We start from the raw sequence: 15,012 nt of genomic DNA on the forward strand, positions 1-15,012 counted from the left end.
CATGGCAGAGCGCATCGGGTCCCTCAGAGACGTCGTATCGCATTACGACGTGATCCTCTGCGACGTCTGGGGCGTTCTGCACAATGGCGTCAGCCCCTTTCCGGAAGCGCCTTTGGCGCTGAAAGCCGCGCGCGACGCGGGCGCAACGGTGGTGCTGATCACCAATTCGCCGCGTCCCGGCAAGGATGTGGTCGTCCAGCTCGACGCCATCGGCGTGGCGCGCGACGCCTATGACCGGATCGTCAGCTCCGGCGACGTCACCCGCAAGTTGATCTCCGAGGGACCGAAGAACATCGCCTTTATCGGCGCCGAACGCGATACGCCGCTTCTCGAAGGCCTCGACGTCAATGTCGTGGCTGATGAAGAGGGCGAAATCGTCGTCTGCAGCGGCTTCAAGGACGACGAAACCGAGACGCCCGACATGTATCGCGACCGGCTTGCGGCGCTCGCCGCGCGCGGGCTGACGATGATCTGCGCCAACCCCGATCTGGTCGTCGAGCGCGGTCAAAGGCTCATTCCCTGCGCCGGCGCGCTCGCAGCGCTCTACGCCGACCTTGGCGGCGCCACCAGCATCGCCGGCAAGCCCTATGCGCCGATCTACGCCGCATCGCTGGCGGAAGCCGAGGCCGTGCGTGGCGCGGTGGATCGGACCCGCGTGCTGGCTGTCGGCGACGGCATGCCGACCGACGTCAAAGGCGCGATCGGCCAGGGTCTCGATCTGCTCTACATCTCCGCCGGCATCCATGCCCGCGATTACATGACCGGCGATGTGACCGATGTCGACCGGATGAACGCCTTCCTCGCCGCTCACCAGGCCGCACCGCGCTGGTGGATGCCGCGCCTCGCCTGAGAGGGATACGCCGCGCATGACCGTGTTTCACCGAAACGAAAATCGCGGCGAACTGCCCGAATCGCTTGAAGGCGGCGTGCTGGCGATCGGCAATTTCGACGGCGTGCATCGCGGCCATCAGGCTGTGTTGTCGCGCGCAATGGAGATCGCCGGAGCGGATGCCGCGCCGACGCTTGCGCTGACCTTCGAGCCGCATCCGCGCACAGTCTTCAATCCCGACAAACCTGTCTTCCGGCTGACGCCCGCGCCTCTCAAGGCGCGGCTTCTCGAAGCCATGGGATTCAACGCCGTGCTCGAATATCCCTTCGACCGCGCCTTTTCCGGCCGTTCGGCTGAGGAGTTCATCCAGTCCATCCTCAAGGACTGGATCGGCGCGCGGCATGTGGTGACCGGCTTCGATTTCCATTTCGGCAAGGGGCGCGAGGGCGGCCCGGCGTTCCTTCTCGAAGCGGGCGGCCGCCACGGCTTCGGCGTGACCTTGGTCGACGCCTTTCGCGACGAGAATGCGGAAGTCGTCTCCTCGAGCCGCATCCGGGCGCTGATCGGCGACGGCGACGTCTCCCAGGCGGCGGGGCTTCTCGGCTATCGCTATACGGTCGAGGCGCCGATCATTCATGGCAAGAAGCTCGGTCGCACCATCGGCTTTCCGACCGCCAATATGGCGTTGCCGCCGGAATGCGGCTTGCGGCCGGGCGTCTACGCGGTGCGCTTCCGAAAGGCCGATGGCGTGATCCATGACGGCGTCGCCAGCTTCGGCTACCGCCCGACCGTGACGGACAATGGCGCGGCGCTGCTCGAAACCATGCTGTTCGATTTCTCCGGCGATCTCTACGGGCAGAACTGTTCGGTGTCCTTCTTCGGCTTCCTGCGCCCGGAGGAGAAATATGACGGGCTCGATCCGCTGATCGCCCAGATGAACCGCGACGTCGAGGAAGCGCGCGCGCTGCTCGCGCGTATCCAGCCGCTCGGCGACCTCGACCGCGTGGCGGCGTTCTGACGTTTCGTTCTGGCGTCAAGGCTCATGCAAGCCTGCTGAAAAAGGCCTAAGCTTCGCTCAAGATAGAGCCCGTACCAACAGCGTCATGGACAGCCGCCACGGCCACAAGCCGCGTGTGGGATGCGAACCGCCTTCGCATCTCTCCAAGGCTGGTCTGTCCTACTTCTTTTTTTGGAGCAGGTTTTGGCCACACTTTCGCTGATCATACCGGTGGAAACCCGCGACGAAAGTCCAGCCGAACTGCTATCGTCGTTGGCCGAGAGCCGCGGCGCCGATCTCGAAATCCTCCTCGCCGCGCCCGATCGGCGGACGGCGCTGACGCTCGAACTCGACGCGCTGGCCGCACAGGACCCGCGGGTGCGTATCTTCACCCCGGCTTCCGCGCCGACCTCGTCGCTGGCGCTATGGACGGACGCAGTCGAGGCGACCAAAGGCGCGTGGATCTCGCTGGTCAAGCCGCGTGACGGCTTCGAAGCCGAGGCCGGGCGGATCGCCGATGCGGTGAAGGCCAAGATCGGCAAGGTGGATGCGCTCGCCTGGAACGCCATCCCGATCAGCGCCGACGCAGACCCGTCACGCGAAGAATCCATCGGCCTGCCGACGGGCTTCGACCCCTTCCCCTATGAGAAAACCAATCTCCTCAAGGCGTTCTTTCTCTGGGAAGGCAGCCTCGCCACGCCGAAGGCGCCGTTCGGCCTCTATCACGGCATCCTGTCGCGCGAGCTTGCTATGAACATCGCCGCGACGATCCGCACGGCCGGACGCGATCACGACATGCCGCAATGGGAATGGGCGGCGCGCGTCATGCTGATCGGCGAGAGTTTCGTGTTCGGGCCGCGACCGCTCTCGATCGTCGACCAGCGCCCCTACGCGCCTCCTGCCCATTTCACACAGCGTCACGACTTTCCGTTTCACGCCGGTCTCGGCGTGACGGGAGGGATCATCGAGATCCAGAGCGCGTTGTTTACCGAGATGGGCGCAGCCTGGAGCGGGGCGCCGGAGCATGTGATCCGGGCGATCCTGATCGATTGCGTCGGCGAGACCGACCTCGTCCGCTTCGAGGCCAAATGCGCCGCGTACGGCCAGGCGCTCGCGGTATGGGAGGGCGGCCGGCATGCGCATCTCTTCCAGCCCAAGTTCACAGGCCCTCGCCCGCTCGAACGCCGTCGTGGCCTGCATGGCACGACCCTGATGGTCGATCGCCATATCGGCGGCGCGCGCAACGCGATCGAATTCTATCGGGTGATCCGCAATTTCCTCGCGCCCATCGGCTTGATGTGCGGTGGTGTCGCGATCTGAGGCGCTTCAGCCGACCAGATCGTTCCAGCAGGGATGATCGGGAAAGGCGGCGCGAAAATGGGTGAGCGTGCCCTTCGCGGCGCTTTCAATGGCCGGCGTTGTGATCGATCCGCCTTGCGTGCTGCGCAGCCAGTCCAACGGCGTCCTGCCAATGATCGCGGCAAAGTCCGGCTTCCGCTTGTCCTCTCGCAGCACCTCGGACCAGAGACGGACGAAGGCGTCCGCCGAATTTTCCGGTGAGAAATCCCGCGCCCGCTGCGCGGCGGCGCAGCCAAGGGCGTCGCATCTTGCGGGATTGCCCAGCAACTCGTCCATCAAGGTCGCGCAATCCTCAATGGCCGCTGCAACGAGGCCATCCTCGCCATGGCTGACGATCGCCTGTTCGGCCGGACTGGCGAGCACGACGGGAGCGAGACCCAGCGACATCGCCTCGATCAGGGCATTCTCGGCGGTGCCATAGTGATCAGGCTGCAGGGGATAGAAGAAGATACGCGAGGCTGAGAGCGCCGCTTGGGGATTGTCGGTCTGTCCCATGAAGACAACCCGATCGGGATGGCGCATGGCGCGGGCGCGGGCCATGACCTCGCCTTGCGGATCGGCAGCGCCCCAGACCGCGACGTGCACGTCATGGCGCATCGCGTCGATCGCATCGAAGAAGCCGGGATGCATCTTCACGAAATCGACCGTGCCGAGATAGCAGATGGGCGCGCCGCCTGGTGTGGGCTCAGCGCCGGCCGCGAAGCCGAAGCCGCTGCCGATGGCCGACAGCCGCGCCCTCACATTGTCCGGCAGTCCCTCGCCGAGCGCCAGTGAGGCCGGCGTCGTAAACACGAAGCGATGGGCGGCGGCGAATAGGCGGGGGTCGATCACCGGACGAAACAGGCCTGATACATGCGACCAGAAGACGGACCGCAGCGGCGGCAAGAGGTCGGACGCCAGGCATTCGTAGAGACAGGGATGATTCCAGAATTCGAACTGGACGATATCGGCGGCGGCCGCCTGCGCCGCAACATCTTCCATCCCTCTGGCAAACCGCACCTCGGCGCCGCTTTCGGCTATGGCATCCGCGTAGCGCCTGTCACGTGGTTCTTCCAGGAGCAGATAAGTTTGCTGGACGGAAGAAGGCATGGCGGCGCTCAGGGCGGCATGCGCCTTGCCGACGCCGCCGCCCAGATGGGCCGTCACATGCAGGATATTCATTCAGCGGCGACGGGCGTCGGCATGTTCAGGCCGCCCGGAGCGGGAACCGCCGGATTGATCTTGACCTTGGCGCGGAAGCGCTCGAGCAGCATTTCGCGATGATCGTCGATATTGTCGGGCAGGCAGTGGGTGAGCTGGCCGCAGGAGCCGCAGACCTTGTTTTCGCAGCGGCGGCCTTCGAGATGCTGCAGCCGGAGCGAATTCATCTTGTCGGACATCCAGATGTCCTTGAGCGGCTCGGTGCGGACATCACCGATGATCAGCTTGCGGCCCCAATCGAGGAAGCAGGACGACACGAGGCCATCGGCATTCACGCTCATGGCGTAGAAGATGTAGGGGCAGGTATCGGTGGGCCGCAGTTCCTGCTGGTAAATGCCGACATCGCCGATCTTGATGCCGGAGCGTTCCTCGACATTGAACTCCGGCCAGCAGGGTGCAAAATTCTCGATGAAAATGCGGTCGCAATAATCGCCGAAGGTGTCGAAGAATTCCTGGCGCTGCGCCTCGGTGATGAGCTCGCCGGGGATCTTGATCGACACTTCCATGTCGCCCTTGTTGTCATAGAGCCATTTCACGCCCTCGACGAATTTCGGGAAATCAAAATTGAAGCCGGTGAACTTCTGATAGGTGTCATTGGTCATGCCGTCGACGGAGATGTTGATCTTGTCGAGGCCGGCCTCGATGACCGGCGCGAGCCGCTCCGGCGTCAGGAAGGTGCCGTTGGTGGTGGTGTCGATATAATCGACATAACCGGACTGCTTGGCGTAACGGATCATGTCGGCGAGGCGCTTGTTCAGGAAGGGCTCGCCATCCTTGTACATGCGCAGCACCTTGATCGGCTTGCCGAAGGCGGCGAGGTCGTCGATCACCTTGGTGAAGACCTCATATTTCATCGCGCCCTGATAGCGGCCGGTCTCGGCGATCAGCTCGCGATGGCCGGTCGGACAAAAGGTGCATTTGAAATTGCAGGAACTCGCGGGATCGACGAATACGATGAACGGCGTCTCGAGCGGGATCACCGTCTCAAGGGGCGTGCGCCCTTCCAGATTAATTCTCGGCTTCAACTGCGCTTTCATCAGGCCATCACTCCGGTGAGCGATCCGGTTCAAGGCCGAATCGACCAAATGCACTGTAATCGTGCCCCATAATGGTTAACCCATTTCACAACAGGGTGGCGCGAGGCTGACCGCGAATTATCCTAAAGCGCCGCCCTAGCGGCAGCAACGATCTCGACGATCCTACGATCGCCCTCATGCTCCGGCTTGCGCGCCCGCACGAGGCAAGCTTGGGAGCGGAGGATGACGCCATCGGAAAGGATCTTGAGGTGATTGGCTTTGAGGGTCGACCCGGTCGAGGTGATGTCGACGATGATGTCGGCCTGGCCGGCCGCCGGCGCGCCTTCGGTGGCGCCGAGGCTCTCCACGATCCGGTAGAGCTGGATGCCATGGGTGCGGGAGAAGAACTGCTGCGTCAGTCGCCAATATTTGGTGGCGATGGCGAGGCGGCGGCCGTGGCGGGCGCGGAAATCGGCAGCGACATCGGCGAGATCGGCCATGGAATCGACATCCAGCCAGATCTCGGGCGCGGCGACGACGACATCGGCATGGCCGAAGCCGAGCCGGACGCAGAATTCGGCGCGGCTGTCGACGTCCGCGACGTCTTCGCGCATGAGGTCTTCGCCGGTGACGCCGAAATCGACGGTTCCGGCGCCGACTTCGCGGGCGATCTCGGATGCGGAGAGAAAGGCGATCTCGACATCGTCGACGCCTTCGACGCGACCGCGATAGGAGCGGTCATTGCCGACCTGGACGATCTTCATGCCGGCGCGCTCAAAAATCGCCGAGGCGTCGTCCTTCATCCGGCCCTTGGAGGGCAGCGCGATGGTGATCATCTTGTCTCTCCCTTCACCGCTTCGATGCGGTCGAGCCAGAGGGCGAAGCCCACGGCGGGAATGTGATCGGCGGCGCCGAGCAGCGTCAGCATGCGGTCATAGCGCCCGCCGCCAGCGAGCACCCGGTGGTCGCCGCGCTCGGTGATTTCGAAAACGAGGCCGGTGTAATAGTCGAGCGGACGGCCGAAAGCGGCGCGCCAGGTGATGTCGGCCAAGGACACGCCCGCCTGGGCGAAGGCCGCCACGCGCGCATCGAAGCCTGAAATCGCCTTCTCCAGCGGCAGACCGGCGGCGCGGGCGAAATCGGCCAGCACGCCCGGCGCATAGCGCAGGCTGACATTGAGCGACAGGAATTCCTTGAGCGCATCGAGCTTGTCGGCATCCAGCGAAGCGCCGGCCAGCGTCCGCTTTTCCTTGAGGCGGCGGAGGATCTCCGCAGGCGAGCGGCTGGCGTTGGTGAGATAGCCGGTGCGCTCCATCTCCGCTTCGATATGGGCCGCAAGCCCTTCGTCGTCGCCCGCCTCCAGCATCGCCTCGACCTGGGCATCAAGCCCGGCGATCGGTTCGGGACGGGCGAGCCGGGCGATCATGGCTTCGAGCAGATCCGTTTGACCGAAAGCGCGCACGAGCCGCTTCTGCCAGCCCGTGGGCAGGCCGAGCGCTGCCACAACCGCTTCGAACACAGCCTGATCGCCGATGGTGACGGCGAAGGCCTTGCCCTTGAGCGTGCGCGTCAGGCAGGCGATCGCGTCGGCCACGGTGCGAGCGTCGGCGCGGGCGAAATCCTGATCGCCGAGATCCTCGATGCCAGCCTGATAAAACTCATTGCCGCCTTCGCGGCGCTGGCGGAAGACTTCGCCGAGATAGGCGTAGCGCTTGGGCGTGCCGGTGGCCGTCTCGATATGCTGGAGACAGACGGGAATGGTGAATTCCGGCCTGAGGCACAGGCTTTCGCCGGTCTCGCTTTCGGTGAGGAAGATGCGCCGACGCAGGTCCTCGCCAGCCATGTCGAGAAAGGGCGCGGCGGGCTGGATGATCGGCGTGTCAACGCGCTCGGTGCCGAGTTCAGTGAAAAGCGCGAAGAGATCGGCGGCGAAAGCGGGGCTGTTGATCAGGGGCATGTAACGACATCTCCTGAGCTTGCGGAATACCCCCCTCTGTCACTTCGTGACATTTCCCCCACAAGGGGGGAGAGAGGGAGGCTGCGGCGCTGTCGGCTTGCCAGTCTCCCCCCTTGTGGGGGAGATGCCCGGCAGGGCAGAGGGGGGTAAGCCGCACACATCGGTTCAATCGCCCTTCGCCCGACGGCGATCTTCGGCCTGGGCGGCCAGCATGTCGCGGACGCGCTCGACCAGTTCACCCTCCGGCACGGCCACCTGCGCCACGCGCGCTTCGCGCCAAGCGACATTGTCGGTGATCTCGCCCGACAGACGCTTGCCCTCGATGAGATCCTTGATCTGCACTTCGCCGGCCTCGCGTTCGCTCGAACCCTGAATGATGGCGAGCGGCGCACTACGGCGGTCGGCGTATTTCAACTGGTCGCCGAAATTCTTCTTGTTGCCCTGATACATTTCGGCGCGGATGCCGGCATGGCGCAGTTGCTGCACCATTTTCTGGTAGCGGCCGAGGCTTTCGACATCGCGATCCATGACGCAAACGACCACGGGGGCGACCACCTCATCGGCGCCGAGTTTGCCGAGATTCTTGAGCGCCGTCATCAGGCGGGAGACGCCGATAGAAAAGCCTGTCGCCGGCACGGGCTGGCCCATGAAGCGCGAGACGAGCCCATCATACCGCCCGCCGCCGCCGACTGAGCCGAAGACGACCTTTTCGCCTTTTTCGTTGGTCACGTCGAAGGTGAGTTCGGCCTCATAGACGGGACCGGTGTAATATTCGAGGCCGCGGACGACGGAGGGGTCGATCTTGATGCGCGTTGCGTCATAGCCAGCGGAAGAAACCAAGGCGCCGATGGTGTTGAGTTCCTGCACACCTTCTTCGCCCTTGCTTGTTCCCGCCATCATTGCAGCGAGTTCGGCGGCGCTTTCGGCATAATTGGTGATACTAACGAAGAATAAGACCTTGCCGATCTGCTCGTCATTCAGCCCAGCGCCCTTGGTGAAATCGCCGCTCTCATCCTTGCGGCCTTCGCCGAGAAGCAAGCAAACGCCTTCCGGGCCAAATTTGTCGAGCTTATCGACGGCGCGCAGAACCGTGAGGCGACGCCCGGCATTTTCCTCACCGCCGAGACCGATGGCTTCCATCACGCCATCGAGCACCTTGCGATTGTTCACCCGGATGACATAGTCTCCGCGCTTGATGCCGAGCGCTTCCAGCGTATCGGCCATCATCATGCACATTTCGGCGTCGGCCTGCACGCCGGCGGCGCCGACCGTGTCGGCGTCGAACTGCATGAACTGGCGGAAGCGGCCGGGGCCGGGCTTCTCGTTGCGAAACACATAGCCGGCCCGGTAGGTGCGGTAGGGCAGTTGGATGTCCTGGAAATTCTCCGCCACGTGACGCGCGAGCGGTGCGGTCAGGTCATAACGCAGGCTCATCCACTGTTCGTCGTCGTCCTGAAGCGAAAACACGCCTTCATTAGGCCGGTCGCTGTCCGGCAGGAACTTGCCCAGCGCGTCGGTATATTCGAACAGCGGCGTCTCGATGGGATCGAAACCGTAGCGCTCATAGACCTCGCGGATCTTCGCCGTCATTTCGTTGACAGCCCTGATATCGGCCGCCTCGCGATCGACGAATCCGCGCGGCAGGCGGGCCTTGAGCTTCTGCGGTTTCTTGGGCTTGTCATTCATGGTGGGCTGATCCGGAGGTCGGTTTTCTCAAGGCCCTCGCTCTAACGGATCATCCGGAGAGCGGCAAGGGGCAGATGGGCCTGACAGAGCGGCCATCATTGCGGAATGAAGGGAATTCGACTATATGTGGAGTGGAAGGCGAGCTTTCGCCCGCCTTCCGTTTCGTTATCTATAAAGTTGGACGCGGATCACGAGGGACCAGCTCGTCCGCGTCCTCTTTATTTCCAACGTTACGCGCACCGGCAAATGCCACATGACACATATCTTCTGTTCACAGGCGAGGCTCTCGCCATAGCCGGGGAGCCCATCTCCCGCGGTCGCGCCGGCTGGCTCGGCGCTGCTGCTTCCGCTGCGAACGATAGATCTTGTCATTTTACTTTGATCGCATCAATAACATTCGCGCCATGAGTGCAACGCATCCATTCAAGCGATCCACAATAGTTGCAGTTTCGGCGGAACGGTGATAATCTGACGGAGCGGAAGGCGAGCTCTCGCCCGCCCTCCGTTTGCTCAGAATATGAATTGGACGCGGACAATGAGCTGCCAACTCGTCCGCGTCCTTTTCACTTCTCGCGTGATGCGCACTGGCAATTGCCACATGGCATGCACCTCCCGTTCGCAGGCGAGGCTCTCGCCACAGCCGGGGAGCCCATCTCCCACGGTCGCGCCGGCTGGCTCGGCGCTGCTGCTTTCGCCGTGAACGATACATCATTTCACGGAGATAGGTGCGGCTCAAGATAATTCCCGTATATCGCGCATGTCACTTTGCGGTTTGCGTTGCCTGGAGGGTTGGGATTATGACCATCCTGTCCATGCCGGGCGGGGGATAATCCGACTCATGATATTGGAAGCACTCAATTTTGCTGCGACCTATCCGTTGACGCCGAGGCGGCGGAGACAGGAGATTGCGTCCTCCGTCAGCCTGTGGGCGCGGTCGAGGCGGGCGGCGAGGCATTGGCGACCCCATGAGGAGGCCTGCCATCGAGAGGTCGCGACGATCGTGTCGACATTATCAAAAAGGCGGTCGGTCGCGGTGCTCGGCTCTGGATTGCTGCGCGATGTGCCGATCGCACTGCTCTCGCGGCAGTTCGACCGGGTCTATCTCTACGATCTGCAGCACCTGGCGAGTGTGCGGTTATGGGCGAGGCTGAATCGTCTCGCCAATCTCGACTTCCAAACCCGAGACCTTTCGGGCGTCGAGCAGTTGAAAGAGAAGCCGGGCGTTCAGCCGCGCCCCCTTTATTTTCTCAACGACATCCCCGAACTGGATTTGGTGATCTCCGCCAATCTGCTCAGCCAGATCGGCGTGGGCATCGGCCGGATGGCGGCCGCCGATGCGACGCTGCCGGGTGATGCGTCCCCCCGTCTGATCGCCGCGCATGTCGAGGGGTTGAAGAGCCTGGCATGCCCCAGCCTGCTCTTGACCGACCGGTCCTACGAAGTGCTCGACAAATCCGGAAGGGTGCTGGAACGCGACGATCTCATGAAAGGCGTGGAGCTTCCGCCTTCGGGCCGAGAATGGTCCTGGACGGTGGCGCCCTATGGCGAATTGTCGCCGGACTACCAGGCGGTGCACCAGGTCGCGTCGATCCGGATCAACGCGTCCTGAGCGGCCAGCCTTCTGGGCGTTCCGACAACACCGTCACGACATCGCCCACGGTCACCCGGCCCTCGGCGCGCGGCACAGCGTTCCAGCCGAACAGCACGCCCGCCACGCGACGGTCGCCAGACATACGGGTGTGGCGCATGGCCGGCATCGGATCGGGTCCGCCGCGCTCGCCGGTCATCTGGTCCTGCGTGGTCATGATGCAGCGGGTGCAGGGTTTGACGAGATCATAGCGGATGCCGGCGATTTCGATCGCTTCCCAAAAATCATCCGCGAAAGGCCGTTCGTCTTCGATGACGATATTGGGGCGGAACCGATCCATGCCGAACCCCGCGCCGCCCCGGCGTTCCGCCTCTTCGGCCAGAGCCTTCAGCGAACCGGTGGTGGTCACGAGAATGGGATAACCATCCGCGAACCCGGTCTCGACGCCCTCGCCCGACCACACGGGATCGCAGACGCGATGGCTGAGCGCGTCGGCATGCACCAATCGGACGTCGCGGCCGAGCCATCGGCTGATTTCGGCATCGACCTCCGGGGTCGTCAGGCTGGCGTCGAGAGGATCATCCCAAACCCGCACGACCATACGACGATCTGGGTCGAAGACCGCGGTGATCGGCGCCGCCTCACCCTCTTTTTCGAGCGTCAAACGCCCCTGCTCCACCCGTGCGGAGACCTGGGCCAGCGCCTGGACTTCGCGCTGGGTCACCAGCACTCCCTGGGGATCGCAGACCATGTAGCGGCGGTCGCCCGCGAGGCCCCAGGCTGTGACCGCGACTTCGTCCAGGGTGATCGCACGACCGCTCTTCAGGGGATAAACATGCAGCGAGGCGACATTCATGCGTGGATCTCCTCCAGAAACAGATCGCGGAACAGGTGCAGCCGGCGATGACGCTCAGTCGCCATCTGTCGGCCCGTTTTGGTCTTGAACCCATCGGCCAGCGTGAAGAGCTTGGCGGGGAAATGATCCAGCGCGAAAGTTTTGTCGTCGAGCGGCCTGTTCTCGCCGCGCGGATCGCCGGAATCATAGAGCTGCGACCCCATGCGGCCGCCAATATAGAACAACCTGGCAACGCCCACCATGCCGATGGCGTCGAGACGATCGGCGTCCTGCAATATCCTGGCTTCCAGCGTTTCCGGCTCTATGGCGGCCGAAAAACTGTGGGCGGCGATCGCGTGGGCGCAAGTGGCGATCCTCGCCTCGTCCCAACCCAGTTCAACGAGAATCCCGCTCGCCTTCTCAGCCGCCAGCCGCGACGCCTGCGCGCGGAGAGGCGAATTTTTCTCCACCGACACGCAATCATGTAAGAGGACGGCAGCGGCGATCAACTCGCCGTCGCCGCCCTCTCCGGCATGAATGCGCATGGCGTTGGCGAAGACGCGGCCGATATGGGCGATGTCATGGGCGCCGTCGTCGCTCGCAACTGCATGCGGCAACAGCCTTGCGGCGAGCGCCTCATGCGGCGCGAAACGGGATGCGGGATCGGTCATCAGGCGGTTTTATCCGTTTCCGCCTGATCCGCAACCGCGTTTTTGAGATCCGATTCCGTGTCCAGCAACGGCGCTGTTTCCGCCGTGTTCTGCAGTCCCCCCAATATCGTCTGGTAGAAGCGGCCGATGCCGATCAACACCACGCCCAGGCCGACGAAGGACAGCACGCGGAACAAGCCCTCGAGATTGGCCATGTCGATCAGAAAGACCTTCAGCACCACCACCAGCATCAGACCGGCCGAAGCGAGACGGATGCTCTTCGCCCTGAAACGATAGCCGATGGCCAGAAGCACCGCGGCGAGAACCAGCCAGACGGCGGAATAGGTGTAGAGTTCGGGCTGCAGAAAACCCTTCCACTCGGAAATGTCGGCTCCGTGATAGAGCCGCCGCACCGATAGCGTCACATAGCCGAACAGCAAGGCCGACCCCGTGAGCGCGAGCGACATTACGTAGTGCAGCGGACGCCGCGCTCGCGCGTAGTGCGCCGCTGCGCCATAAGCGAGGCCGGGCAGCAGAAAGGCGAGAAAGAGCAGATTGAAGAACGGGATATCGCCCGTCGGCTCGCCGGTGAAATAAGGGTTGAGGCCGAAAAAATGCGCCGAGAGCACCGAGAGCATCGAGATGTAACCCACCGCCATCGATCCCGTGCGGAAGACGATGCTGGGCTGGCGCAGGTCGAGCGCCATCAGCGTCGCGGACGCGCCGATGGTCAGCAGCGTATAGATCGCCTGCTCCGAAAGCGTCGGCACGCTGCTGTCGAGAACGCCGCCGTTCATCGCATGACGGACGAGAACGCCGAGCGTCAGCAGCGCAAACAGGCTGGCCAGCGCTTCGAGAACGCTGCGCAGGCGGATATCCGTGCTCTTCCGCATCATCCAGGCGGAGAGAATGAGCAGCAGCGCCGGGCCGCCGTAACCGATCAGCAGAGCGTTGAAGATCGGCGTCTTGCCGAGTTGGCTCGCGCCGACGATGGTGGGCTGCCAGGCGATGCGACCGGCGACGAAGACAGTTGATGCGGCCATGGCCCAGGGCAGGATGGGCCAAGGCTTGATCCGCTGGCCCAGGAGATAGGCGAAGCCGATCAACGCAGCCCCCAGCGTGGTCGCGACGCCTTCGGTGAGCATCGCCAGGGCGAAGAGCAGCGACGCCCAGGAAGCGGCTGCCCAGAGATCGCGATTGATGTGATAGCGGTCTTTGCCGGCTGGGTTGCCCAACCTCCAGGCGACGGAGAGATAGAGGACGGCGAGGAAGAGCCCATAGACGCCATGCGACGGATCGAAAGCGTAATTGCCGAGGAAGACGTAACTCAGACCGGCCAGAGACAACGGCGTGATCGCCGCCACGCCGCTCCACAAGACGGATCTCGGCAGGAGACGCTCGCCCAACCGCCAATTGACCGCGCCGCCGATCGCCACGAATATCAAACCGAGGCCGAAGGCGAAGCCGATGACCAGATTGGGCTCGAACGGCGCGTGATAGCTCTCACCGGCGGCGTCGATGGTGGTGGAGACGGCGTTTTCCGCCATGGCGCGGATGGCGCCGAACGCGGTGAGCGCGGAGAGGACGACGGCGTAGGCGCCGTATTTTCGTCCCGCGCCGAGAAGAGCCAGCGCCAGAATGAGCGCGGCGGCTACCCATTCTGCGCGGTCATTGCCCATTCCGGCCGACACCATGGCCATGACATTGGCGAGTATGCCGAGCGAGGCGATCAGGATCGCCGCGCCATGGCTGGGGAAGAGATAGAGTTCCCAGGCCGAGCGGTTCACCCTGACGATGTAAGGCTGCGGCGTCTTGGGTCCCGGCCAGACGAAGGCCATGCCGGCGATCATCACCAGCAGGGCGAAACCCGGAGCGACCATCGTTTCCATCGGATAGAAGACCACATGCCCCATGCACCAGAGCGACAGGCCGGCATTGGCGAGCGCTGGGGCGACGCGCCAGTCGCGCATGCGAGAGGCGACGGCGTTGCTGAGCCAGACGATCGCCAGGAAGCCGAACAGGAACCAGGGGCTCGGCGCGTCGCTATCGACCATCGCAGGCGTTGCGAAGGAGGCGAGCAGGCCCAGGCCCGCGAGACCCTGCCCGTGGATCAGCGCCAGAGCGAGTGTGGCGAGCGACACCAAAGCCAACAGGAAAAAGGCGAAACCCGGTCCGACATATCCATAGACGGCGTGCGCGACGAAAACGGCGCCGAGAAGGGTCAGGGACCCCGCCGCGGTGAGAACGCCGGGGATGAGCGCGTTCTGAAAGGCGCTCTGGACGAGCGGCGTGGTCCGACGCCGAACCCATTCGCCGGCGGCGACCAGCGCGAGGCCGAACAGAGCCGCGAGCGTGAGACGCACCGCCGGGCTCACCAGTCCCTGTTCTATCGAATATTTGACGGCGAAGACGCCTGCGAAGGCGAGCGCCAGGCCGCCCACCCAGACCGACCAGCGACCCGCGAGCCGGCTTTCGAGGCTTTCGCGGGCGGCGGCAGGCGTGACGTTCTTATGCGGTTCAGGCCCGGCTGGCTCTACCGACGTTTCTTCGATGGGCTCTGCCTGAACCGGCGGATTGATGCCGGCGCCGACATTCGTCGCGGCGCTCGTGCGATCGGATGCCTGGGCAGCGTCCTCGGCCCTCACTTCGTCGGGGATTGCGGTCGGCGGTTGACGAAGCCGCGCAATCTCTTCGCGTAGGACGGAGATGTCGCGTTCGAATTTGCGGTTGAGATCCTTGATCCTGAACATCGCCAGGACCGCGATGAGAAGCCCCGCCAGAGCCATCAATTCCAACATGCCTGTTTCACCCCGAGGCTGGCAAAAGCGCCGACAGCCGTTACAACGGTTGACGACGCCGCTTTATGCGTTCCGGTGTCACAGAGCCGTCATTGAT

Annotated in this window: 12 protein-coding genes; 4 read left to right on the forward strand and 8 right to left on the reverse strand. The window is 63.7% G+C overall.

All coding sequences use genetic code 11. The features are described 5' to 3' along the window. Position 1: 1 nt before the first annotated feature. From OCK01_RS14575 to OCK01_RS14585, 3 genes are all read left to right on the forward strand, one after another. Positions 2-850 carry a TIGR01459 family HAD-type hydrolase gene (locus OCK01_RS14575; RefSeq protein ID WP_263824560.1) on the forward strand — a complete coding sequence of 283 codons (849 nt, stop codon included), beginning with the start codon at positions 2-4 and terminating at the stop codon, positions 848-850. Between the two features lie 16 nt (positions 851-866). Continuing rightward, complete coding sequence (locus OCK01_RS14580; RefSeq protein WP_263824561.1) at positions 867-1,847, forward strand: bifunctional riboflavin kinase/FAD synthetase; 981 nt, start codon at positions 867-869, stop codon at positions 1,845-1,847. Between the two features lie 183 nt (positions 1,848-2,030). Beyond that, positions 2,031-3,146, forward strand: a complete 1,116-nt coding sequence (locus tag OCK01_RS14585) for a hypothetical protein (protein ID WP_263824562.1) — start codon at positions 2,031-2,033, stop codon at positions 3,144-3,146. A 6-nt stretch (positions 3,147-3,152) separates the two neighbouring features. On the opposite strand, the gene OCK01_RS14590 is transcribed toward OCK01_RS14585, so the two are convergent. From OCK01_RS14590 to hisS, 5 genes are all read right to left on the reverse strand, one after another. Then, positions 3,153-4,346 carry a glycosyltransferase gene (locus OCK01_RS14590; RefSeq protein WP_263824563.1) on the reverse strand — a complete coding sequence of 398 codons (1,194 nt, stop codon included), beginning with the start codon at positions 4,344-4,346 and terminating at the stop codon, positions 3,153-3,155. Beyond that, positions 4,343-5,422: a radical SAM protein gene (locus tag OCK01_RS14595; protein WP_263824564.1), complete on the reverse strand. Its 1,080-nt coding sequence runs from the start codon at positions 5,420-5,422 to the stop codon at positions 4,343-4,345. The genes OCK01_RS14590 and OCK01_RS14595 overlap by 4 nt, the downstream gene beginning before the upstream one ends. 122 nt (positions 5,423-5,544) lie before the next feature. Further along, a complete protein-coding gene (hisG, locus tag OCK01_RS14600; RefSeq protein WP_263824565.1) occupies positions 5,545-6,237 on the reverse strand; it encodes an ATP phosphoribosyltransferase in 693 nt (230 codons plus the stop codon). Beyond that, positions 6,234-7,358 (reverse strand): ATP phosphoribosyltransferase regulatory subunit, encoded by a 1,125-nt coding sequence (locus tag OCK01_RS14605; protein WP_263824566.1) that lies wholly within the window; start codon positions 7,356-7,358, stop codon positions 6,234-6,236. The genes hisG and OCK01_RS14605 overlap by 4 nt, the downstream gene beginning before the upstream one ends. Positions 7,359-7,523: 165 nt before the next feature. Beyond that, the gene (gene hisS / locus OCK01_RS14610; RefSeq protein WP_263824567.1) at positions 7,524-9,044 is read right to left on the reverse strand and encodes a histidine--tRNA ligase; all 1,521 of its coding nucleotides are present in this window, start codon (positions 9,042-9,044) and stop codon (positions 7,524-7,526) included. A gap of 1,000 nt (positions 9,045-10,044) precedes the next feature. Here hisS and OCK01_RS14615 point away from each other — a divergent pair. After that, a complete protein-coding gene (locus tag OCK01_RS14615; RefSeq protein WP_263824568.1) occupies positions 10,045-10,653 on the forward strand; it encodes a hypothetical protein in 609 nt (202 codons plus the stop codon). On the opposite strand, the gene OCK01_RS14620 is transcribed toward OCK01_RS14615, so the two are convergent. From OCK01_RS14620 to OCK01_RS14630, 3 genes are read right to left on the reverse strand one after another with little or no spacing between them, the layout of a single operon-like run. Next, positions 10,640-11,488 (reverse strand): MOSC domain-containing protein, encoded by an 849-nt coding sequence (locus tag OCK01_RS14620; RefSeq protein ID WP_263824569.1) that lies wholly within the window; start codon positions 11,486-11,488, stop codon positions 10,640-10,642. The genes OCK01_RS14615 and OCK01_RS14620 overlap by 14 nt on opposite strands. Next, on the reverse strand, positions 11,485-12,138 hold the full coding sequence (locus tag OCK01_RS14625; protein WP_263824570.1) for an HD domain-containing protein: 654 nt from the start codon (positions 12,136-12,138) through the stop codon (positions 11,485-11,487). The genes OCK01_RS14620 and OCK01_RS14625 overlap by 4 nt, the downstream gene beginning before the upstream one ends. After that, entirely contained in the window at positions 12,138-14,915 is a 2,778-nt protein-coding gene (locus OCK01_RS14630; protein ID WP_263824571.1) for a DUF2339 domain-containing protein, read from the reverse strand. The genes OCK01_RS14625 and OCK01_RS14630 overlap by 1 nt, the downstream gene beginning before the upstream one ends. Between the last annotated feature and the right edge of the window lie 97 nt (positions 14,916-15,012).

It is taken from the genome of Rhizobium sp. TRM95796, from assembly GCF_025779995.1.
In the GTDB taxonomy this organism is placed as follows: Bacteria; Pseudomonadota; Alphaproteobacteria; order Rhizobiales; family Rhizobiaceae; genus Rhizobium_E.

Bases quoted from the DNA above. Each gene is read 5' to 3' on its own strand.
- OCK01_RS14575 (WP_263824560.1), top strand. From the start codon at position 2: ATGGCAGAGCGCATCGGGTCCCTCAGAGACGTCGTATCGCATTACGAC.
- OCK01_RS14580 (WP_263824561.1), top strand. From the start codon at position 867: ATGACCGTGTTTCACCGAAACGAAAATCGCGGCGAACTGCCCGAATCG.
- OCK01_RS14590 (WP_263824563.1), bottom strand. From the start codon at position 4,346: ATGAATATCCTGCATGTGACGGCCCATCTGGGCGGCGGCGTCGGCAAG.
- OCK01_RS14595 (WP_263824564.1), bottom strand. From the start codon at position 5,422: ATGAAAGCGCAGTTGAAGCCGAGAATTAATCTGGAAGGGCGCACGCCC.
- hisG (WP_263824565.1), bottom strand. From the start codon at position 6,237: ATGATCACCATCGCGCTGCCCTCCAAGGGCCGGATGAAGGACGACGCC.
- OCK01_RS14605 (WP_263824566.1), bottom strand. From the start codon at position 7,358: ATGCCCCTGATCAACAGCCCCGCTTTCGCCGCCGATCTCTTCGCGCTT.
- hisS (WP_263824567.1), bottom strand. From the start codon at position 9,044: ATGAATGACAAGCCCAAGAAACCGCAGAAGCTCAAGGCCCGCCTGCCG.
- OCK01_RS14620 (WP_263824569.1), bottom strand. From the start codon at position 11,488: ATGAATGTCGCCTCGCTGCATGTTTATCCCCTGAAGAGCGGTCGTGCG.
- OCK01_RS14625 (WP_263824570.1), bottom strand. From the start codon at position 12,138: ATGACCGATCCCGCATCCCGTTTCGCGCCGCATGAGGCGCTCGCCGCA.
- OCK01_RS14630 (WP_263824571.1), bottom strand. From the start codon at position 14,915: ATGTTGGAATTGATGGCTCTGGCGGGGCTTCTCATCGCGGTCCTGGCG.